At 56.4% G+C, this 19,839-nt stretch carries 16 protein-coding genes and 1 tRNA gene; 11 read left to right on the top strand and 6 right to left on the bottom strand.

Features of this window, described 5'->3' with window-relative positions; genetic code table 11:
- Positions 1–45: 45 nt before the first annotated feature.
- The 4 genes from VPK24_RS12825 to VPK24_RS12810 all read left to right on the top strand — a co-directional run bounded on the left by VPK24_RS12825 (position 46) and on the right by VPK24_RS12810 (position 2,329).
- Positions 46–116, top strand: a tRNA-Gly gene (locus VPK24_RS12825).
- 100 nt (positions 117–216) lie between these two features.
- A complete protein-coding gene (locus tag VPK24_RS12820; protein ID WP_393013897.1) occupies positions 217–1,461 on the top strand; it encodes a lipid-A-disaccharide synthase-related protein in 1,245 nt (414 codons plus the stop codon).
- A 122-nt stretch (positions 1,462–1,583) separates the two neighbouring features.
- Entirely contained in the window at positions 1,584–1,916 is a 333-nt protein-coding gene (clpS, locus tag VPK24_RS12815; RefSeq protein ID WP_099532939.1) for an ATP-dependent Clp protease adapter ClpS, read from the top strand.
- A gap of 143 nt (positions 1,917–2,059) precedes the next feature.
- Complete coding sequence (locus VPK24_RS12810) at positions 2,060–2,329, top strand: DUF2103 domain-containing protein (RefSeq protein WP_242027903.1); 270 nt, start codon at positions 2,060–2,062, stop codon at positions 2,327–2,329.
- Positions 2,330–2,429: 100 nt separating this feature from the next.
- Here VPK24_RS12810 and VPK24_RS12805 read toward each other — a convergent pair whose 3' ends face one another.
- The 3 genes from VPK24_RS12805 to psbZ form a co-directional block, all read right to left on the bottom strand.
- Entirely contained in the window at positions 2,430–2,669 is a 240-nt protein-coding gene (locus tag VPK24_RS12805) for a hypothetical protein (RefSeq protein ID WP_393013895.1), read from the bottom strand.
- Between the two features lie 35 nt (positions 2,670–2,704).
- A complete protein-coding gene (ribH, locus tag VPK24_RS12800) occupies positions 2,705–3,250 on the bottom strand; it encodes a 6,7-dimethyl-8-ribityllumazine synthase (protein WP_099532930.1) in 546 nt (181 codons plus the stop codon).
- A 185-nt stretch (positions 3,251–3,435) separates the two neighbouring features.
- Positions 3,436–3,624 (bottom strand): photosystem II reaction center protein PsbZ, encoded by a 189-nt coding sequence (psbZ, locus tag VPK24_RS12795; protein WP_099532929.1) that lies wholly within the window; start codon positions 3,622–3,624, stop codon positions 3,436–3,438.
- Positions 3,625–4,045: 421 nt separating this feature from the next.
- Here psbZ and psb30 point away from each other — a divergent pair, with 421 nt between their 5' ends.
- Together psb30 and VPK24_RS12785 are read left to right on the top strand one after the other, a co-directional pair.
- The gene (gene psb30, locus VPK24_RS12790; RefSeq protein ID WP_099532928.1) at positions 4,046–4,177 is read left to right on the top strand and encodes a photosystem II reaction center protein Ycf12/Psb30; all 132 of its coding nucleotides are present in this window, start codon (positions 4,046–4,048) and stop codon (positions 4,175–4,177) included.
- A 682-nt stretch (positions 4,178–4,859) separates the two neighbouring features.
- Positions 4,860–5,741: a sigma-70 family RNA polymerase sigma factor gene (locus tag VPK24_RS12785; RefSeq protein ID WP_099532927.1), complete on the top strand. Its 882-nt coding sequence runs from the start codon at positions 4,860–4,862 to the stop codon at positions 5,739–5,741.
- 155 nt (positions 5,742–5,896) lie between these two features.
- Here the strand turns inward: VPK24_RS12785 and VPK24_RS12780 are convergent, their stop codons facing one another.
- Both VPK24_RS12780 and purE read right to left on the bottom strand, forming a co-directional pair.
- Positions 5,897–10,978: a WD40 domain-containing protein gene (locus VPK24_RS12780; RefSeq protein ID WP_393013892.1), complete on the bottom strand. Its 5,082-nt coding sequence runs from the start codon at positions 10,976–10,978 to the stop codon at positions 5,897–5,899.
- Positions 10,979–12,524: 1,546 nt separating this feature from the next.
- On the bottom strand, positions 12,525–13,052 hold the full coding sequence (purE, locus tag VPK24_RS12775; RefSeq protein ID WP_393013890.1) for a 5-(carboxyamino)imidazole ribonucleotide mutase: 528 nt from the start codon (positions 13,050–13,052) through the stop codon (positions 12,525–12,527).
- A gap of 177 nt (positions 13,053–13,229) precedes the next feature.
- On the opposite strand from purE, the gene nagA reads away from it, so the two are divergent.
- The 5 genes from nagA to VPK24_RS12750 all read left to right on the top strand — a co-directional run bounded on the left by nagA (position 13,230) and on the right by VPK24_RS12750 (position 19,015).
- Positions 13,230–14,441, top strand: a complete 1,212-nt coding sequence (gene nagA, locus VPK24_RS12770; protein WP_393013888.1) for an N-acetylglucosamine-6-phosphate deacetylase — start codon at positions 13,230–13,232, stop codon at positions 14,439–14,441.
- A gap of 124 nt (positions 14,442–14,565) precedes the next feature.
- Complete coding sequence (locus VPK24_RS12765) at positions 14,566–15,321, top strand: RNA methyltransferase (RefSeq protein WP_393013886.1); 756 nt, start codon at positions 14,566–14,568, stop codon at positions 15,319–15,321.
- A 35-nt stretch (positions 15,322–15,356) separates the two neighbouring features.
- On the top strand, positions 15,357–16,631 hold the full coding sequence (locus VPK24_RS12760; protein WP_393013884.1) for a serine hydrolase: 1,275 nt from the start codon (positions 15,357–15,359) through the stop codon (positions 16,629–16,631).
- A gap of 111 nt (positions 16,632–16,742) precedes the next feature.
- Complete coding sequence (locus tag VPK24_RS12755) at positions 16,743–17,918, top strand: GUN4 domain-containing protein (protein ID WP_393013882.1); 1,176 nt, start codon at positions 16,743–16,745, stop codon at positions 17,916–17,918.
- A 596-nt stretch (positions 17,919–18,514) separates the two neighbouring features.
- Entirely contained in the window at positions 18,515–19,015 is a 501-nt protein-coding gene (locus VPK24_RS12750; protein ID WP_393013880.1) for a hypothetical protein, read from the top strand.
- 162 nt (positions 19,016–19,177) lie between these two features.
- On the opposite strand, the gene VPK24_RS12745 is transcribed toward VPK24_RS12750, so the two are convergent.
- Entirely contained in the window at positions 19,178–19,540 is a 363-nt protein-coding gene (locus VPK24_RS12745) for a carboxymuconolactone decarboxylase family protein (RefSeq protein WP_393013878.1), read from the bottom strand.
- Positions 19,541–19,839 lie beyond the last annotated feature (299 nt).

Below are 19,839 nucleotides of genomic sequence, written 5' to 3'. Positions count from 1 at the left end.
ATAGAATGGTTGCCCGGGTTGCCAAAAACCCAACCACCAGCCTTCGCGGGCGTAGTTTAGTGGTAAAACTACAGTCTTCCAAACTGTCGTTGCGGGTTCGATTCCCGCCGCCCGCTTTGATTCTGAGCTTAGTTTTTTTGAGCTAACTAGTCTTTTGAGCTGAATGATCCTGATGGATGTTGTTGTGCCAAAACGGCTGACCGATCGGTTCGTGCCATGAAGCTTCTGTGCATCAGCAATGGCCATGGTGAAGACGCGATCGCGGTGCAAATTCTGCAAGCCTTTGCACAGTTGCCCACCCAGCCCGATCGATTCGCTTTGCCACTGGTGGGAGAAGGAAACGCCTACCGACGCGCCGGACTCCCGATTATTGGCGAAGTGAAAACCCTGCCATCGGGCGGTTTTGTTTATATGGATGCGGGCCAACTGCTGCGGGACATGCGCGGGGGGCTGGTGGGCCTGACTTGGCAACAGTGGCGATCGGTGCGGCAGTGGGTGCAAACACACCGGGCAACCAGCAAAGAACCGCTATTGGTGTTGGCGGTGGGTGACATTGTGCCCCTGTTGTTTGCTTGGGCCAGCGGCGCACCCTATGGCTTTGTGGGCACGGCCAAATCGGAATATTACCTGCGGGATAGTCAAGGGCAGTTTTTGGGGGCCCGGCGTTGGGAGGGCTGGTCGGGTTCGGTTTATCTGCCCTGGGAACGGTGGTTGATGGGGCGATCGCGCTGTCGGGGTTTGTTCCCGCGCGACACAATGACGGCTCAGATTTTGCGGCGCTGGCTGCCCGATCGCACCTTTGACTGTGGCAATCCAATGATGGACGGCTTCACGGGCGATTTGCCCGATTGCGCTCGGCCGGAGCCGGGGTCAGCCCTGCGCGTGTTGCTGTTGCCGGGGTCGCGTTTTCCAGAGGTGCTGGACAATTGGCGACGAATGCTGACGGCGTTGCAAGCCTGGCCCGATTTGGCCCAACGGGTGGTGATGTTGCAGGCGGCGATCGCCCCTGGAATCGATCATGCGCCGCTTCAGCAGGCCCTTCAGCAGGCCGGCTGGCGATCGAGCACCGGGGAACAATGGCATTACGAGTTAGCCCAGTTGGAGCTGGCTAGCGATCGGTTTTGGGATTGGGCCAAGGCGGCTCACTTCGCGATCGCCACGGCCGGCACTGCCACGGAACAGGTGGTGGGCTTGGGCAAACCGGCCATTACGCTGTCGGGCAACGGGCCCCAATTCACCCCCGCTTTTGCGGAAGCCCAAACCCGCCTGTTGGGCCCCTCCGTCACTTGGATTCAGGAGCCAACGGAACTCCCGGGGGCGATCGAGCAATTACTTCGAGATTCAACCCAATGGCAGGCCAAAATCGACAATGGCCGGCAACGGTTGGGCCCGCCCGGAGCTGCTCGCCGCATTGCCGAGCAATTGTTGAATTTGGCATTGAATCGGGCGGGCGATCGCTAGTGGCGCGATCGAGCCGCGAATCCAAATCATTTTGTTACAATTTGCATCAGTCTGATCATTGCGTATTTGGCTCAACCGATCGCTGCTTTCTGTCCCCGCAAAACTACCGCTCGATCGCCCCTATGACTGCTGTGCTCGCCCCTCAACCATTGCATCGGGCTGCCACCACAGCCCCGGTCAAGACTCCTGAACGAACCGATCAAACCGTCCGCAAAACCTATCCAAACTATAAAGTAATTGTCTTGAATGACGACGTGAACACTTTCAATCACGTCGCCAATTGCTTGTCGAAATATATTCCAAATATGACAACCGATCGGGCTTGGAAATTAACCTATCAAATTCATAACGAAGGACAAGCCATTGTTTGGGTTGGCCCCCAAGAACAAGCAGAACTCTATCACCAACAACTGAGCCGCGAAGGACTAACCATGGCTCCCCTAGAAAGCGCCTAAATTCAGCGCCCAACGTCATGGCAAAATCCAAAAAACAACCCACCGCCGCCATTCCTGCCCCCCAAGCCAGCCCCCGATCGCCCGAGCCAGATCAGTCTCCCAAAAATTCCAAAAAAGCCAAAACCGCCCCAACTTCAGGGCGGCTGGTTTGGAACCATTCCACTCATTTGGATGGGCTGATTCCGATTTTGGAAAAGCTAACCCAAGTGACGGGCATCAGCACCATCACGCCGGCCGTGCTCTCCCATGGTCGCAGCAACAGCCCCCAATTACAGCTCAAAGTTTCCGTACCGATCCGAGGCGGCTACAAGTTAATCGCACGCAAGGGTAAAACGATTCAAGAAGTTTTTGTGATCACGGATCTCAGCGCCGAAGAACTGAAGCAGGCGATCGAACAAATTGTTACCCGTTAATACCCGTTAATGCTCGTTAATCATGATTGGTTGATCATGGCTTGTTCAGTGCCGCCATCGAACGAGAGATTCCTTGCAAAACAGGTCTGGCGATCGGTGCTTAGGAAATGTCTGAAAAGTGCAGGTTGCCGCTTTGCAAGCCCCATCGATCAACCCAAACAAGGGGCTTAAGGGGTGTCATCAATTCCGTCGCCGTAGGGGTTGGATCTCCCAACCCTGACCCGAGCGATCGCTTCCAACCTGTCCACTCCACCACCGGAAACGTCAGGAATTGCGGGGGCTGGGCGGGGAGATCCCCGCCCCTACGATTGATCGCGCGATCGATCACACGATCGAACACGCGACCAATCACACGACAATTTGGGTTTGGGGGTTTTAGGCTTCCGAGAGGGTGGGAGGCAAAGATCCTAGGGCGATCGGGGGTGCGTCAACCGCCGGAGCCACCGTCCGCACCTGTGCCATCAAACTCGCCATTTCAAGGGCGCTCATGGCATAGTTCCAACCCAAGTTGCTCTTAATGCCTGCCCGCTCCAAAGCCTGTTGCATCGTGTCCGTGGTGACAATGCCAAACACAACCGGCACACCGGTTTGGAAGCTGGCAGCGGCAATTCCTTTGGAAACTTCCGCGCAAACGTAATCAAAATGCGGCGTTTGGCCGCGAATCACTGCGCCCAGGCAAATCACGGCATCGTAACGCTGACTGAGGGCCAATTGGCGGGCAACGGTGGGGATTTCAAAGCTACCGGGAACCCAAACATAGTCAACCTGGCGGCCTTGGGGGTCAATATCCACCCCATGGCGCTTGAGGCAATCTTGGCAACCGGCCAGTAATTTGCTGGTGATCAGGTCGTTAAAGCGGCCAATAACGATGGCAAATCGTTGTGATCCAGCGCGATCGAAACTTCCTTCAAAAACAGCCATGTTGCACTCAAAACTGGACTCAATTGGCCAAGAAACTCAGTTTGCCAAGAAATTTGGCCAAAACAAATTAGGGGCAAGCGATCGCCCCCATCAACCTTACTTTTAACCTTGCACAGCGGCTCAGGGCTACTGCTTGAATTGCTATTGGTATTGGTTTGACTTGTGGTAGCGGCTGCGATCGAACCCTAAGCCACAAAGAAGTTCAAAACGGCCACCGCAATCACCAACAGGAACCAAACACCGGAACCCAGGTACAGCAAGGGCTTGGAACGATCCCAGCTTTGGGGCAGTGCATAGGCCACTGGCACACCCACAACCAAGACCAACGACAACGCAACCAGCGCAAAAAGAACGAGTTGAAAGGCGATCGTCATAGGATTTTTCCGTATTTTCCAACACAGCGCGCTCAGGCCATGCCACCGAGCGAGCGCCCGAACGGAGATATTCTATCAAACGGATGCGTTCAGGCTCGATGGGGATTGGGCGATCGGGTCAACTTCGCCGGCCCACGGCCGACCCGCAGACAACCCCAGCCGCTTAATGGGAGTCGAGATGGATTTTTGTAAACTTTCTTAAATCTCCCGAGTCGCCAACCGTAGGATAATTGAATCGATTTTTCGCAATGATGGGTGGCAACATCTGGCTTAGAAACCAGCTTGGCCCAGCCACTCGGCCCATGATCAGACCCTGATCAGAGAATCAACGAGTCATTCATGATTCAGAGCGTCTCAGATCATCAATGACTCAAAAAACGACTCAAAACCGATTTCAAGACCTAAAGGGACTGGGAAGACTATGGAAGCACTGACGGATGCGATCGGCGGCATTAACTGGTTGGTGGTGGGGCAACTGACCACGTTGGCACTTCTAGTGATTGCCGGCCCGGTGATTGTGTTTATTTTGGCCTTCCGGGGCGGCAACCTGTAGAAGCTTGCCAGCGGGGATGGTCTATCCCCTCAGCTTTTGGTTGCAAAATTTGTTGCAAAAAAATATTGGTAGAGATGACGGAGCGGGAGCCAGTGAATGATGGCTCCCGCTTTTTATTGGGTGATTTGGCTTTTGGATTTGGCTTTTGGATTGAGTGCTGTGATTTGGCGCTTTTTATGCGGCTGCGGCCAATGATTCGGATCGAGTGCTTGTGACCAGCTAACTCAACCAGCGAGTAGGGCGATCGATGCTCACTACCTTCTCGCTGAGGGGATATCCATCCTTGAACATGCTCGAACCCACGCTCAAAGTCATGATTACCCTCTCCTCAAGGGCGATCGGCTTCGTTGAGGGTTCTGGGCTGAGGGTTTTTCGTTGAGGATTTTTTACGCAGATTTTAGCCTTGTGATATCTGTACGAATATTGTACATTAATCGAAGTCGCCAATCGAAGTCGCCAATCAAAGTCACCTCCAGAGCGAACGCTATTAACCAAGCTGTCGTTACAAACTGGTCCTTCAGTGACCGTTCTCGCGGGGCTGCCTGTGGGGATGTCTGTGGGGATGTCTGTGGGGATGTCTGTGGGGATGTCTGTGGGGCAATCTCTGGAGCTGCCTTTGGGGATGACTGAGGATTGCTAGCAGTCTTTTTCGGCAAGTCGCAAGCAAGAAGCACTCACGATCATGCGTAAAACCCTTGACTTTGACACGGTGCGCGTCTATTTGCAGGAAATTGGGCGAATTCCCCTCCTCACCACGGAGCAGGAGCGAGAACTGGGTGCAGCCATTCGGGCTTGGCAATCCCTGCGCGATCGAGATCAGCCCCAGTCTGCGCGGGCCAAGGCGATCGCCCGGCGAGGGCGGCAGGCCAAGGCGCGGCTGGTGGCGGCTAATTTGCGGCTGGTGGTGTCCATTGCCAAGCACTACACCGGTCGGGGCCTGGATTTGCTGGATCTGATTCAGGAGGGCAGCTTGGGGCTGGATCGCGCCGCTGAAAAATTTGATGAGCGCTTGGGCTACAAGTTCAGCACCTATGCCACTTGGTGGATTCGGCAGGCGGTGGCCCGGGCCTTGGCCAACCAAAGCCGGACGATTCGGCTACCGATTCAAGTGAACGATCGCCTGCGCAAGGTGCGGAAGGTGACGGCTCAACTGTCGGGGCAGTTGGGCCACCCGCCCACCACGGCACAGGTGGCGGCGGCAATGGAGCTGACGGTTACGGAATTGCAGACGTTGCTAGCCTATGGTCGGCCGCCCAAGAGTTTGGATGCGCCGCTGACGAATCATTGCGATTCTGACCATGCGATCGACCTGATTCCCGATGCCAGTGTGAATCTGGATCATGTGTTGGATGCGGTGGACGATCGCGCTGCATTGGTGACCCTGTTGGGCCTGTTGGATCAACGGGAGCGACTGGTGGTGATGCGGCGGTTTGGTCTAATTCAAGGGGATGCCCGACTGGCGGCGATCGGGGCAGATTTGAACCTCACCCGGGAACGGATTCGCCAAATTGAACGGACTGCCCTTTCCAAGATGCGAGCCGCCGCTGCCACGATGCTGCCCTAGGGGATACGCGGGATCTGGTGTTGGATAGGCCGTCGATTTAGTCGATTCAGTAGCAAGGGCTGGATTTGCCAGTCGATCGATTTGCTGGGGATCGATTTGCTGGGGATCGATTCGCTTGATTGGCTTGATGAGCTGGACTGGATTAGATGGATCGACTAGGGGCGAAAGCGATTGCGGCAGGCCCGCGCCAGTTGCGTCAAGTTGCCCGCCGCTTCGCCCTTGGGTCGCAGGTAATCCTGAAGCCAACGACAACTGCGATCGAGCAAGTTTTCCAAGTCCAAATCGCGAATCACCAACTGCTGGTCAAACCCCCCTGAGACCAGCAGCTTGCCATCGGGGCTGAACCGCACGCCGCCCACGCCGGATTTGTGCTCCCGAAAAACCTTGACCATCTTGCCGTCCAGACTCCAAAGGGTCACGGAGCCATCCCAACTGGCGGCGGCTAAAAACTGACCATTGGGGCTAAACCGCACGCTGTTGACCGCATCCCCGTGACCCAATACTTGCAGCAGGGAACCGTTGGCACTCCACAGGCGGACGGTGCTATCGTCCCCGGCGGAGGCGATGTAACGCCCATCGGGACTGAAGGTGACATCATTCACAAAGCTGCTGTGGCCCGCGAGGGTGCGGATGGGTTCCCCTTGCAACGTCCAAAGCCGAATCAGGGCATCATCTCCACCCGTGGCCAGGATGCGGCCATCAGGGCTGAAGGTGATGCTGTTGAGTCGTTTGGCGCGATCGTCGCTGGAGGTGAGCTTGAAGGCGGCCACCTGTTTGCCGTCCGGTTGCCACAAGTAACCGCGACCACTGCGATAGGTGGCGGCGATCAGTTTGCCATCGGGACTGAAGGCCACGCTGGAAATGTTGTTGGATTCGATCGGGCTGTTCCGCAGCACCAGTTCATCGGCAAAGACCCGTTGCAGTTGGCCCGATCGCGACCAAAGCCGCACCCGCCCATCGTTGCTGCCCACCAAAACCCAACGGCTGTCGGGGCTGAAGGCGGCCACTCGCACCCCACCGCCGGGATCCTGGAAATGGGTGGGGCGGTAGGTGTTGCGATCCCACAGTTTCACCTGTTGATCGCGGCTGGCGGACAGGATGGTTTGCCCATCGCGGCTAATGTCTACGCCATAGATGCGATCGGTGTGGGCCGTAATTTGGGTGATCGATTCCGGCTGCAAACGCCAAAACCGAACGGTGCGATCGTAGCTGCTGGTGACCAGGGTGGACCCATCGGGACTGAAGGCCACGCTGGTGACCCGATCGGTGTGGCCGGCGAAGTTTTGTTCTAGGTTGCCCCAAAACGTCCAGTATTTAATGGTTTTGTCTTCACTGGTGGAAGCCAGATAGCGCCCATCGGGACTGAAGGCCACGCTTAAGACACCATCCCGGTGTCCCGATAACATGCGCACGGGTTTGCCCGATCGAGTCCAAATGCGGATGGTTTTATCCAAACTGGCGGAGGCGAGGAATTGACCATCGGGGCTGAAAGTCACATTCATGACGCTGTTGCCATGGCCGCGAAGGGTGGCGAGTTCTTGGCCGTCCAGGTTCCACAGCTTGATGGTGCGATCGTCGCTGGCGGTGGCGATCAGTTGCCCATCGGGGCTGAAGCTGGCCCATTGCACGGGGCCGCCGTGGGTGGTCAGTTGGCGCACCACTTGGCCCTGAAGGTTCCACAGGCGCACGGTGCGATCGTCGCTGGCGGTGGCGATCAGTTGCCCATCGGGACTGAAGGCGGCGCTGTTGATGCGGGCCGGATGTTCACCCAATTCCCGCACCAATTTGCCCGTCCTGTTCCACAGCCGCAATTTGCCCGCGGTTCCCCGTTTGCCGGTGCTGGTGGCCAACAATTCCCCATCGGGACTGAACACCACGTTGGTCACAGCCCCTTCATGGTTCAGCGCGATCGGTCGCCCTTGGTTGTCCGCCAGGGGTTCTCCGCTGCGCTGCCACAACCGCACGGTGCGATCGCTGCTGGCCGTGGCCAGCAATTGCCCATCGGGACTGAAACTCACGTCCCAAACTATTTCCACATGGCCCAAGCGCCCTTCAATTCGGTTCACCTCCCGCACATGCTTGAGGGCCTGCTGCAAACTGGCTCCCACCTTCAACTCCGTGGCCAAGCGGGCGTTGGGTTTGGCCCACAGCAGCCATTGACGTTGGCTCCGTTGCTGCCAGGCCTGAAGACCCGAGAGCAGGGCCTCAAAGGGCTGGTTGGAACCAATCAGGGCCTCAGAAACGGCGGTGCTGGCATCAATTTGGGCGCTGATCTCATCGGCCCCCAACAACACCGCAAAACTGGAGGACGACAAAAACAGAATTCCGAGCACTGCGCCAGCAGCATAGAGTTCCTGAATTCGTTTTTTGAGGATGGCGTTCAGTTGGGACTGGGTGAGACGATAGCGGGCCCGCTCGTCGGCTTGGCGCTGCTGGCGAATGAAGGTGACGAGGTAGTCATGCACCAGTTGATAGAAGTCGGCGGTGGACTCCCGGAACATGACCACCAAACCGGCTCCGGACAAAATGTTCAACACCAGTTCTAGTTGCCCATCGCTGGCTCCCAGTTCAACGGCTAGCTCGGTGCGGGTTTTGAGGGGGCGAGTGCCATTTTCGGCGGTGAGCAGGAATAACACTTGGCGAGCGATGTTTTCGCCTTCGGGGCCGCAGTCGCGAATGGTGTTTTCCAAGTAGCGCTCCACGAGCACTTCTTTGGAGCCATATTCCCGCTGGTATTCGGCCAGGGTGACGATGCGATCGGCCTGGAGTTGGGCCCCCACCACTTGCAGCTCGATCGGGTTGACTTCACCGGTTTCGCGGGCCAATTCGCCCACCAAGGCATCAATCAGGTCGGGTTCCAGGCCCAGGCGCGATCGCTCCGTGAGGCTTTGGATCGTGGCACGGGCATCGGCGGGTGAAAAGTCCCCCACGTAATAGCGAACCTGGCGCGCCAACACGTTGTCATCAATGATTGACAAGTCCGTAGCCCGTTCCCACTCCAGCAAGAAATGCAGGTAATCTTCCCGCATGGAGATGATGAGTTTGACGTAGGGCACATTCAAGCAATCGCGCAGAAACTCAAAGAAGGGCTGGCGATCGACCACCGTGGGCCAGTGGAAAAACAATTCCTCAAACTGGTCAAAGATCAGAATGATGGCGAAGTTTTGCTGGCTCAACTGCTGAAGCCGATCGAGCAGGGCCCGCAACCGCAGTGCTTGGCTGTTGACCGACAGATCCAAACTGGGCAGGGCAATATTTGCCTCGATCGCCAAGTCATCCCAAGTGGTGAGAGTGCGATCATTGTCGAGACCCTTTTGGTCAGCCGCTCGATCGAGGGCATTTTCCGTGGCTGCGATCCAGTCCGTATAAACCTCGATCGTCACCGGCAACACATCCCGATCGCCCAAGGCCCGCCGATGCAACTCCGGCACCAAACCCGCCTTCAGCAGCGAACTCTTGCCCGCCCCCGAATGGCCATGCACCACCGTGAGCTTCAGATCGGCCCGGGCCAAGCGAGCGATCAAATTTTCCACATCCTTTTGTCGGCCAGAGGCGGCAATTTCCGGGGCCGCCACCGGCAACACCATGCCATCGTCCACCAGGGCCGCCGGTTGCGGTTGCAATTGGCCCGCGCCAATAAACGCCAACCAACTGCATTGGTGTTCCACGCGCCGCAGTTCCTGCTTCGTTCGGAACGCATCCAGGTAGCGAGTTTGCTGGAAATAAACCTCCCGCAACCGCGACAACAACCGCACCGTCAACTGGGGTTGCTCGAAGTTCCAAACCGTGGCCCGGGCCCGCTCCAAATGGCTGATGGCTAAACCAGAACGCCCCAAATGCCAATTGGCTTCCCCCAACAGAAACCAAGCTTGGCTTTGGCGCAACCGCACCGCCCGCAACAGATCGGGCCCCAGGGCCGTTGGGTCATGGGCACTGGCATGGGACAGATGGTTCAAGGCCCGCTCCGCCCACTCGCAGGCCTGTTCCCAGCGGGTTTGCACCAGGGCCACTTCCGCCAAAAAGCAACAGTCCCGAGCCAACTCAGCCCGGTTCCCCGGATGATCCGGTGCGCCATGGAGCGCCGTTGCCACCTGGGCCAACTGCTCCAGCCCCAACCAATCGTGGAGTTCTTGGAGCACTTCCCCCAGTGACCCAATGAACTTGGCCGTGAGATCGGGGCGATCGAGCGCTGCGAAACAATCCGCACAGGCCTGTAGCGCTTCCCGAGCCAGTCGCCAACGCTGGGCCCGGGCCGACTGGCTTTCCGGCAATTCCACGGGATTGCTGTTGCCCAGGGCTAAGCGTGCATGGCAAAACCCCACATAAAACCGCAACAGGCCTGAACGCACTTGGGCTTCGATCGGGGAAATGGGCAACCGGGGCAGGGCGATCGCCCCCTCTGTGTTCGCAGCGGCCGGTGGCTCATTGGCGTTGGCGTTGGTGTTGGCGTTGGCGTTGGTGTTGGCGGCCGCTGGTCGCAAGGCTTGGGCCAAGGTTTGCCAACTGTCCAACGCATGGCCAAACATCTTCAGCGCTAGCTCATAGTCCCCCCGGCCCATGGCCGTCCACCCTTCCAGGAACTCCACACTAGCCAGCAAATCCACATCCAACTGCACGCCCCGTTTGGCCAAGTCCGCCCGCGCCGCCGCCAGCTCCTGCCGGTGGCGGGCCTCCGCCAAGGCCGGCGGCAGTTGATAGATTGAATAGCCCGCCGAAGCCGCAAAGGCCCGATCGAACGCCTGACTGGCCCGCTCCCGCAAAAAGTCAATCACCCCCTGCGTGTCCATCTCCAGCCGAACCGGCGTGGCGGCCCAGCTCTTGAGATCCGGAGCCACCCGCTTCAGCTTGTCCAGGCTTTCATCCGTCAGCCACAACACGATCGGGAACGGCAACTGCTTGAAGCGATCGCGCATCTGGTTCGCCAGCGCAAACACCGTATCCAGCGACTCCGCCATCTCCAGCCCCAGCACCATCACCGCCCGGGGCGGACAGGGATCCGAAATCGCCGCCACCAACGGATAGAGCGTCTTGATAGTGGGCGGAACCACCAGGCAAGTCACCCGATCGAACGGCTGCCCCTCCCCCGAGCGATCGGCCACCCAATCCAACACACTCTGGCGCAAGCGCTCATAACTACAACGCACCAACACCAGGGAAAACTGACCCTCTGACAACACAATTGCCCGCTCTAAGGTTCGCAGGGCCCGCTCATTCGCTTGAGCAGTTTCTTGATCCATTACCAACTGCACTCCCTGCGATTGCAAACCAGTCGCAAACGGCTTGACCTCCGACAATCGCTCCATAACCTCTGCACCCTTTCCATCTCTCCGCCAACAGCCCTTGCATCCCCCTTTCCCCCCTCAAACTCCGTCATAATTATTACCAGCATGACAACAACAGAATCGGCAATCAACGCCACCAAGTCAGATCCTGCACCGGCCCTTTAGATTTCCCATAGATACCTCACGGACAAGTCCTTGGAGCACCTGAAGTTCAGTTCGATTTTCAGACATGAATTGGAGATCAAAATCATTGCTAAATGCAAGTCCTCCCAAATAATTATTCCCGCTTTTATGGGACTTGAAACCACTGATTTCAAAAGAAAATGGCAAGAAATTGGGATGATGCATTGATGATTTTCAATCTGTCTATAACTGACCTTAAATTCATCTCCAATAGAGCTAAGAGTCAGCCAGCACTAAAGCCAGAATCGGGTTAGGAGTCTATCCATCATCAAATTGAGTACGCGATTCAGTTACTTGATGGAATTGATTGAGGAATGTGTCAAAAATCTGTGAGTAGTGGAGTTGATTAAAAATCACGAGAACCTCTAAACGAATCCTGGCACAGATCATCAAAAAAACAGAAGCCTTTCGTATCAAAGCGAACATGATTTGACAAAAAAACAATTGAAAATGATAAAAACAGAACAAATCTATAAGTCATGAGCGGTCAGAAGTCGCTGATCTGCGGTTGCCAAACTGGCCAGGCAGCTTCATCATGGGTCTCAGCAATTGGGGGTTAAACCATCAATTAAAAAAGGAGCTTAACCATTCAAGGGGCTGGCCCCTCACAGGCTATTTCTCGCGGACATCTTGCGATAAATCAAACTAATTAAGACGATTAAAATCAGTGATCCAAAGTCTCAAAACCCCGACCAAACCGCGCATCAGAGGGGTCAGATAGAGTGATAGACGGGGAACCCAATCAGCACGTTCAGAGTCTGATTTTGATAAGGATCAGTCCTGGCGAAAAGGCAAGAGCGTGACAATCTTTCGCAGGGAAAGAAGGCTGTGGAGAACGTGGCTGTGGAGAGTGTGGAGTTTGTGGTTGTCCCTTGAGCACACCAGCTCGGCGATGATCGAACGGTTGTTCATGAAAAGTTTAGGAACAGCACAAGATCAGACGAAACTTTATCAAATTTTTAAACTTATTAATTGGGCATGATCCCAATCACGTCATGGCCATCAAAATATCAATTACCTTGAGTGATCGCGATCAATGCAAGGAGCGAAGTAATCCACGGGGGATGGTCGATCGACCATCCCAGACCCGATCGCCCCTGAAATCATGCGTATCTCTCAAAAGCCGATCACTAACTCAGACCATAGGGCATGTGTTCACCGATGATTAACCGGCACAAGAGAGACTCAGGTTTTATGTTTTTGGGAAAATTTTAGAAGTCAAATTTGATACGAGTCCTGTTGCCACCACGGAGAAAATGAGGAAATGAAGCGATTGATGTCTTCGCCCAGGATTCCGAAGCGATCGAGCCATGCTTCCTCAGCCCTGTTGCAGGTAGGCCCGGTAACCAAGGCGATCGAGCTGGGCTTGTTTGTCTTCCACCATTTGCCGTAGGCCGTCCCGATAGGCTTGCACCTTGGCCAGCAGTTCTGGGTCATGGGCCGCCAACATTTGCACTGCCAACAGACCGGCGTTTTTGGCATTCCCGATCGCGACGGTGGCCACGGGAATCCCCCCCGGCATTTGCACAATCGAATACAGGGAATCTACGCCACTGAGTTGGCGGGTGCTCACGGGCACGCCAATCACCGGTAACACCGTCAGGGCGGCAACCATGCCGGGTAAGTGAGCTGCGCCGCCTGCGCCTGCAATAATCACTTTCAAGCCCCGATCAACGGCGGTTTTGGCATAATTCACCATCCGATCGGGTGTGCGGTGGGCAGAGACGATCGCCACTTCGGTGGGAATGCCAAATTCCTCGCAAACGGCGATCGCGGCTTCCATGGTGGGCAGGTCGGAATCGCTGCCCATGATGATGCCAATCAGGGGGGAGGCGGTGGTGGCCATGGTTGTGCAGGGGGAAAGAGTCGGTTAACCTGTTCAAATTTAAGGCGTTGGCGCGATCGCACAGCACCAAGCTGGTGTGATTAACTCAATTCAGACTCGATTTAGACCCGATTTAGACTCGATTTTTGAGCTTCAGTTTCTGAGCTTCCGCCAAAGCCACCCAATCATGATTGATCGATGACTCATTGGCAAAATCGACGCATCCACCGCGCCCGACTGATCGATCGACCGGGACTCTATGACCTGACCTGCGACGATCGGGGGTTAGTGGCGGAAATTGACCCCCATGATCCCAAAATTTTTGGAGTGGGCGATCGGGCGGACACGCTGCTGAATGCCGATGCGATCGACCTGCATGGCGATTGGCTCTCGCCCGGTGGGGTGGACTTGCAAATTAACGGGGCCTTGGGTTTGGCCTTTCCAGACCTGACCTTGGCCGACTTGCCCCAAGTGGATCGCATTTGCCAATTGCTGTGGCGGCAAGGGGTACAAGCTTTTTTGCCCACGATTGTGACTACGGCGATCGAGAAAGTTCACCAAAGCCTGACCACGCTGGCGGCCTATCAGGACTACCGAACCCAGTACCCAGCGGGTGATCGGGCGGAAATTTGGGGCGCACATCTTGAAGGGCCGTTCCTGAATCCACAAAAGCGCGGGGCCCATCCACAGCAATTCCTGTTGCCCCTGACGGTCAATCAGGTGGCGGCGGTGGTTGGCTCCCACGCGGCCCAGGTGGCCAAGATGACCCTCGCACCGGAATTGGATCCCACGGGCGAGGCGATCGATTGGCTGCGATCGCGTGGGATCACCGTCAGTCTTGGCCATTCCCAGGCCACGGCAGCGGAAGCCATGGCCGCGTTCGATCGGGGAGCCACCATGGTCACCCATGCTTTTAATGCCATGCCGCCACTGCACCACCGGGAACCGGGCCTGTTGGGTGCGGCCATTGTTCGATCGGGTGTGCGCTGTGGCTTCATTGCCGATGGGGTGCATGTGTGTCCCACCATGTTGCAAGTGTTGTTGCGGGCCAGCGAGGGCCCCAGGGGGCTGTTTATGGTGAGCGATGCCTTGGCTCCCTTGGGGTTGCCCGACGGAATCTATCCTTGGGATGAGCGCACCATTGAGGTGAAAAACGGCACAGCTCGCCTGTCCGATGGCACTTTGTCGGGCACAACCCTCAGCCTGTTGGAGGGGGTTTTGAACCTAATTCGTTGGCAACTTTGCGCCCCAGAACAGGCGATCGCCCTGGCCACCATTGCTCCGCGTCGGGCCCTGGGTCGGCTGCCCGAGTCGGCGGATCCCTACGGTGGCGAGTCGCCGGCCCAACTGCTGCGTTGGCATCGACAGCCGGACGGCCAATGGACTTGGCGACGGCTACAGGGCCCCTAGGGTGCGGGAAAAAAGGAAGAAGGGAGAAGGAAAAAGGAAAATTTGGGCTAGCCGTTCTATTTCTCTGTGTTTTTTGCCTTTTGCCTTTTGCCTTTTGCCTTTTGATTTTTACCTTTCTTGAACCATGTCTTTAACGATCGTGCTGGTGGAACCGGCCGGGCCGCTGAATGTGGGTTCCGTCGCGCGGGTGATGAAGAATTTTGGGTTGCGGCGGCTGGTGTTGGTGAATCCCCAATGCGATCGACTGGGGCGCGAAGCCCTGCAAATGGCCATCCACGCGCGGGATTTGTTGGAAGAGGCGATCGAGGTGGCCACCTTGCCCGAGGCCTTGGCCGGGTGCGATCGGGTTGGAGCCACGATCGGGCGAGATTGGGATTCTCCTGTGCCGGTGCGGGAACCAGCGGCGGCCTTGCCTTGGTTGCGGGCCGGGCGATCGGCTGCGTTGGTTTTTGGGCGAGAAGATCGGGGCTTAACCAACAACGAGCTGAAATATGCTCAACAACTCATCCGCATTCCCACCAGCGATGACTATCCCTCCATGAACTTGGCCCAAGCGGTGGCGGTTTGTGCCTATGAGTGGGCCCGCCCAGCCCCAGAAACCAGCCCCGGCCCCGAGGTTGCTCCTTGCCCCCAAGTTGCCCCCGAGCCGATCGCCCTGGCCCCGTTTGAGCAAGTGGAGCATTTTCATCAAGATTTGGCAGATCTGTTGTTGCGATCGGGCTTTTTGTATCCCCACACGGCCAGCAGTCGCATGGAAAAATTGCGGCGAATCTTGCAGCGAGCAAATCCTTCCCAAAATGATGTGGCGCTGTTGTGGGGAGCCATTAAACAACTGAATTGGGCGATCGACCATTTGCCGCGCCCCAACTCTGGCCAGTAAAATGCCAGCCATCCCGATCTTGAGATTGGCTCGGGATGGCCGCCAAATTTTGGGCTGAAACCGAACTTGCCATGCCCCAACCGCCCGATCGCCCTCGCCCTTTGCCTGCCCCTCGGCCCCTGGCTGCTGTGCCCCCGCCGCCCGGTGCGCGTCGTTCCCGTGCTCGGCCTCCCGCTCGCCAAAATTGGTTGCAAAGTACGGTCGATCGGCTGACCCGGCCCACCGCCCCGGAACCGGGCCAGGCCAACGGGCGATCGCCCCGGCCCCGCCCAACAGCCCCAGACCGACCACCCACTCGCCGCAGCAAGGGTGACCCTCTGTGGTTACAGGCTTTGCGCACCTTGATTGTGGGGGCCGGTTTAGGGGCGATCGTGGGCACGGTGTTGATGGCCTTTGATCCGGCCATGCGCCAAACCGCTTCCCCCGCTGGCACACAAATTAACCAAGTGGTGCGCCAAGGCCAAAAACAACTGGCCAGCCCCGCGTTGCCGCCGCCGGGATCCGCCTTTCGCCAGCCGATCGCCCCCTTGAGCGATCAGTTTCAAAAAATTGCCGCTCGCTATCCCAGCCTGATTCTTCATGCGGCTGCCTTGGATTTGGATACGGGAGATTTTGCCGCCTGGAACGATACCCGATCGGTCGCCGCCGCCAGCACAATCAAAGTGCCGATCCTAGTGGCCTTTTTTCAGGATGTGGATGCGGGCAAAATTCGCCTTGATGAAATGCTGACCATGGAGGCGCGGTTTGTGGCTCCCGAGGCGGGCACGATGCAATATCAAAAGCCGGGCCAAAAATTTTCCGCGATCGACACCGCCCGCCAAATGATCGTGATCAGCGACAACACCGCCACCAACATGATCATGGCCCGCACGGGCGGATCTGGTCCCCTGAACCAGCGGTTTCAATCCTGGGGACTACAGGGCACAAATATCCGCGACTTGCTGCCGGACATTACCGGTTTGAACCGCACCACCGCTCGGGACTTGGTGCAATTAACGGCATTGATTAACCGGGGCGAATTGGTTTCCATGCGATCGCGCGATCGGCTGTTGAGCATCATGCGCGGCACGGTGGCCAACAGCCTGCTACCAAAGGGCATTGGCAAAGGTGGCGAAGTGGCTCACAAAACCGGCACGTTGGCCAAGCTGTTGGCAGACACAGGATTGGTAGACACCCCCAACGGCCGTCGCTACGGAATTGCCGTGTTGGCAGAGCGGGCCCCCAACGATCCCAAGGCTGCCGAAGCCATCCGCGACTATTCCCGCGCCGCTTATAACCACTTCAGCAACCTGCCCCCGATCGCCCGTTAATGGCGATCAACTTCAGGAAGCGTCCATTGCTCCTGAGTCAAGCGCTAACGGAACGGATAACAGGGATAGCGAACCCAATTGCTTGCCATTCCGTCATTTTGTGATTCCGTTATGTTGAAACTCGCGCTTTTCCAGCGATGGGGCCATGCTTTCACCCTGGCTCTCATGGCCACCGCCACCCACCCGATCGCGGCTCTGGCCAACGCAGGCCCAACCAACGCGATTCCCGTCACGACAATCCAAACCAGCACGGCTCAAGCCAGCACGACTCAAGCCAGCACAGCTCAAGCCAGTACAACCCAAGCCAACCCAACCCGCCTCACCTGCGAAACCATGGCGACTTGGGGATCCAACACCACCTTGATCTATCAAGTGGCGGGGCCAGTAGCGGGGCCCGAATCTTCCGGCGCAACTCCCCTCACCCTCACGGTATTGACACAAACCCGCAACGGGCATCTGCAAACCCTGATCCGAAACGCCGTGGTTCAGGATTATCGGCAATTGGCTCCCGATGCGGACTTTTCCCGTTTGCCCTTTGATGGTGAGTTTCGCGCGCAACCCAATAATGGCGATCGGCTCTATGGCGCACCCGCCTCGGCCCATGGGCTTTACGTCAGCTTGCGACCCGTGGCCGGCCAGCCCAAACAAATCCAGATTGTGCATTACTTCGGAGCTGGCAAATTTGCCCGATCGACCATTGGGACTTGCCAAACCGAAACCCCAGCCACCAACGCAGCGGCCCGCCAACTGATTGCCCAACTCCAAACCCACCTGCAAGCCCAAAACTGGATCGAGGCCGATCGCCTCACTCGCCGCCTGTTAGCCCCCGAATCTGCCACCATGCCACCGGCCGGCCCCGCCTTAACTGACCCGGCCCTGATTCGCGAAATTGACCAAGCCTGGCTCACGGCCAGCAACGGCCGCTTTGGACTCAGCGTGCAGTTGCGGCTCTGGCAAGCGGCCACCATTGCCCATCCCACCAACCTGGAAGCGGCCGTGAACAACTTCCGCGATCACGTCGGTTGGAAAATCGCCGCCCCCCGCACCGAACAGGACTTCATCAGCAGCGATTGGCGCAACGAGTCGGAATTAAACCGCTCCCTGCAAAGTCCCGTGGGTCACTTGCCCTGGGCCGGCGTTTCCGATCAAGTGGTGCAGCGGATTGCCGTTCCGCCGCCAGGAGTCCATTGCGGCAGTTGCAGCATTGATGCGATTCAGCTTCGCCATGATCGGTTTTATACCTACATTCCCCGCCTGATGATGCGTTTAAAGTTCGCCTTGGGCTAATCCTCAGACCGTCAGTTCCGGTTCAGTTCAGCGATCCAGTCAACGTCCCTTCAGGATCGATCGCAGCTTGGGATCAGTGAGTCCTTGCGGCGAAAGCGAGTCATCTTAATGACAGCCCTATCAATAGCAAGCCTTGGCCTCAATGGGCGTTGACTTCGATCAGCCTTTGCTATTTCAGAGGTCAAAATTTTAGTTAAAGACATATATTCAGGTATTCAAGTTTACTCAGTCATCGATCAATTGCTTGATTTTTATTGATATAGATTCAAAGCCAAATTTCAGTTTAAATTTTCCTCAGATTTATTTTGAATTATTTTCTCAGAGTTACTGTTTATACAAGCAAGCGATTCAATTCTGTATCAATTGATCATGGCAATAATACCTTCAACAAATCAATTTGGCTTTGAAACGATGACAGGGATTGCAAGAGCCGATTTTTCTTGGTAATTTCATCAAAGCAGCAAAATACACCATCAAGAAATCATGAATCAGCATGGTTCTTTGTCTTCCCAGAGCAATCGGTATTGAATCTGAATTTCAAGAAGACAAGAACCGGGGGGAATGCAAATTGATTCACGAGGTTGGTTCACTTGGGGTTGCAATTTCCCTCTTTACTGGTTACGGAGAAGACGTTCATGGGTTTGCCCGGATATGTGACTGATTTGGAAGCAATCTATGGTGCTCCTAGTCAAGAAGGCTTTGGCAGTGCTGTTTTTTATGAGGTCTTACAGCCAGAAGATGACCTCAACTATGCAGCTCTGAGAAAGTATGAGTTTTTCGTGGGTGATCGCTGGAGTGAGGCTTACCAAAACGAGTGGACACTAGTCTACGGGCGCTCAATTGATGCAACCCGAGCAATTGTCTCAGAGCTGGGATCACTCAGCGATAACCGGGCGCAAGATCTTGCTTATTTAATTACGGACAACATCGACGAAGCCGCAGCAGGTCAACGGGCCCTAGCTGCCGCCTATGATGACCCAAGCACGATCGAACTGACGATTCATAAGATTGGTGATGGGGATGTTATGTCAGGATTGGTCATTGCTGGTCGCCGCGCCAACGGGGAAGCAACGTTTTTGGTTTTTCTAATCGACTAGTCATGGTCAATTCGATCGCGAATTGGGCCCAGCGTTTAGGGCCTAGTCCGCGATCAATCCAATGACGATTAGCCCGATCGACTCTCAAGGAATCGATCGGGCTTTTGGGTCTGAAAACTTACCTTTTCGCTGAGCAAACCTCTGGCGCAACCCAGGGCCGAACTACTGTCCCGATTTTGCCGCCGCGCTAAATTCTGCCACCGCATCCATCGCATGACTGGCATACATCAGCGCGGGGCCGCCTCCCATCACGATCGCCACACCAAGCGCGTCTGAAATTTCCTCCGGCGTTGCGCCAGCATTCAAACAGGCTTGAGCATGGAAACCGATGCAGTCATCGCAGCGCAGGGCCACGGCGATTGACAGGGAAATCAGCTCTTTGGTTTTGGCATCGAGCGATCGGGCCTCGCCCCCAACCCGGTTCAGCTCCCGAAAGGCGCGCATCACGTCCGGTTGTTGTTTGGCAAATTTGCCAATCCCAGCCCGGCGCTGGGCAACGCGATCGGAATAAGAAGAGGTGCTCATTAGATTTAACCTCAATGACCATATAACTCAATTGTAATTCAAGCAAAAAACCTAGAGTCTGGGTCGCGAGTCATGGCTCAAGGAGCGCTGGCCACCGTGGAAAAATGCTGATTAGCCCAACTGGACACGGATCTCCTTCCAGTCCAGCATTGGGGCGCGTTAGAGTGAGAGTAGACCTCTTGCACGAATAGAATAGCGGTGTAGAAAGTCGCTGTCACCACCCTCGGGAGATGCTCTACGAAAGCCTCGCCTCGCTACCCCCATCACAGTTCCGCCGTGCCTGTGGCTTTAGTCGTTCC

Source organism: Limnothrix redekei LRLZ20PSL1, assembly GCF_043235035.1.
Lineage (GTDB): Bacteria > Cyanobacteriota > Cyanobacteriia > CACIAM-69d > CACIAM-69d > CACIAM-69d.
The sequence above is the reverse complement of the archived record's forward strand: the minus strand, read 5'-3'. Positions and strand labels throughout refer to the sequence as shown.

Coding starts and splice junctions, on each gene's coding strand:
- VPK24_RS12820 (WP_393013897.1), top strand. CDS start 217: ATGAAGCTTCTGTGCATCAGCAATGGCCATGGTGAAGACGCGATCGCG.
- clpS (WP_099532939.1), top strand. CDS start 1,584: ATGACTGCTGTGCTCGCCCCTCAACCATTGCATCGGGCTGCCACCACA.
- ribH (WP_099532930.1), bottom strand. CDS start 3,250: ATGGCTGTTTTTGAAGGAAGTTTCGATCGCGCTGGATCACAACGATTT.
- psbZ (WP_099532929.1), bottom strand. CDS start 3,624: ATGACGATCGCCTTTCAACTCGTTCTTTTTGCGCTGGTTGCGTTGTCG.
- psb30 (WP_099532928.1), top strand. CDS start 4,046: ATGGAAGCACTGACGGATGCGATCGGCGGCATTAACTGGTTGGTGGTG.
- VPK24_RS12785 (WP_099532927.1), top strand. CDS start 4,860: ATGCGTAAAACCCTTGACTTTGACACGGTGCGCGTCTATTTGCAGGAA.
- VPK24_RS12780 (WP_393013892.1), bottom strand. CDS start 10,978: ATGGATCAAGAAACTGCTCAAGCGAATGAGCGGGCCCTGCGAACCTTA.
- purE (WP_393013890.1), bottom strand. CDS start 13,052: ATGGCCACCACCGCCTCCCCCCTGATTGGCATCATCATGGGCAGCGAT.
- nagA (WP_393013888.1), top strand. CDS start 13,230: ATGACTCATTGGCAAAATCGACGCATCCACCGCGCCCGACTGATCGAT.
- VPK24_RS12765 (WP_393013886.1), top strand. CDS start 14,566: ATGTCTTTAACGATCGTGCTGGTGGAACCGGCCGGGCCGCTGAATGTG.
- VPK24_RS12760 (WP_393013884.1), top strand. CDS start 15,357: ATGGCCGCCAAATTTTGGGCTGAAACCGAACTTGCCATGCCCCAACCG.
- VPK24_RS12755 (WP_393013882.1), top strand. CDS start 16,743: ATGTTGAAACTCGCGCTTTTCCAGCGATGGGGCCATGCTTTCACCCTG.
- VPK24_RS12745 (WP_393013878.1), bottom strand. CDS start 19,540: ATGAGCACCTCTTCTTATTCCGATCGCGTTGCCCAGCGCCGGGCTGGG.